This is a genomic window from Flagellimonas flava (genome assembly GCF_050617915.1).
Taxonomy (GTDB): Bacteria; Bacteroidota; Bacteroidia; order Flavobacteriales; family Flavobacteriaceae; genus Flagellimonas; species Flagellimonas flava_A.
On the sequence record NZ_JBODQE010000216.1, the window covers coordinates 1 to 232 of the forward strand.

The 232-nt window shown below is 38.4% G+C and carries 1 protein-coding gene; it reads left to right on the forward strand.

Features of this window, described 5'->3' with window-relative positions; translation table 11 throughout:
* Window positions 1–24: 24 nt before the first annotated feature.
* Window positions 25–232: type II toxin-antitoxin system ParD family antitoxin (locus ACRHOZ_RS21590; RefSeq protein WP_431130474.1), on the forward strand; the 208-nt coding region annotated here is incomplete at its 3' end.

Sequence of the window (232 nt, forward strand, 5' to 3'; positions counted from 1 at the left end):
GGTAATTTTATACAAAGAACAAAAATGAGCAAAAACACATCCATATCACTAGGTAATTATTTTGTTGAATTTGTGCAACATCAAGTTTCCGCAGGGCGATATAAAAATGTTAGTGTGGTGATTCGCGCCGGACTTCGGCTTTTGGAAAACGTAGAGAGCAAGGCATTAACTTTAATAAAGGCTATTCAAGCAGACTTGAAAAGCCCAAGTATGGAGAACTCTGACTTCGACG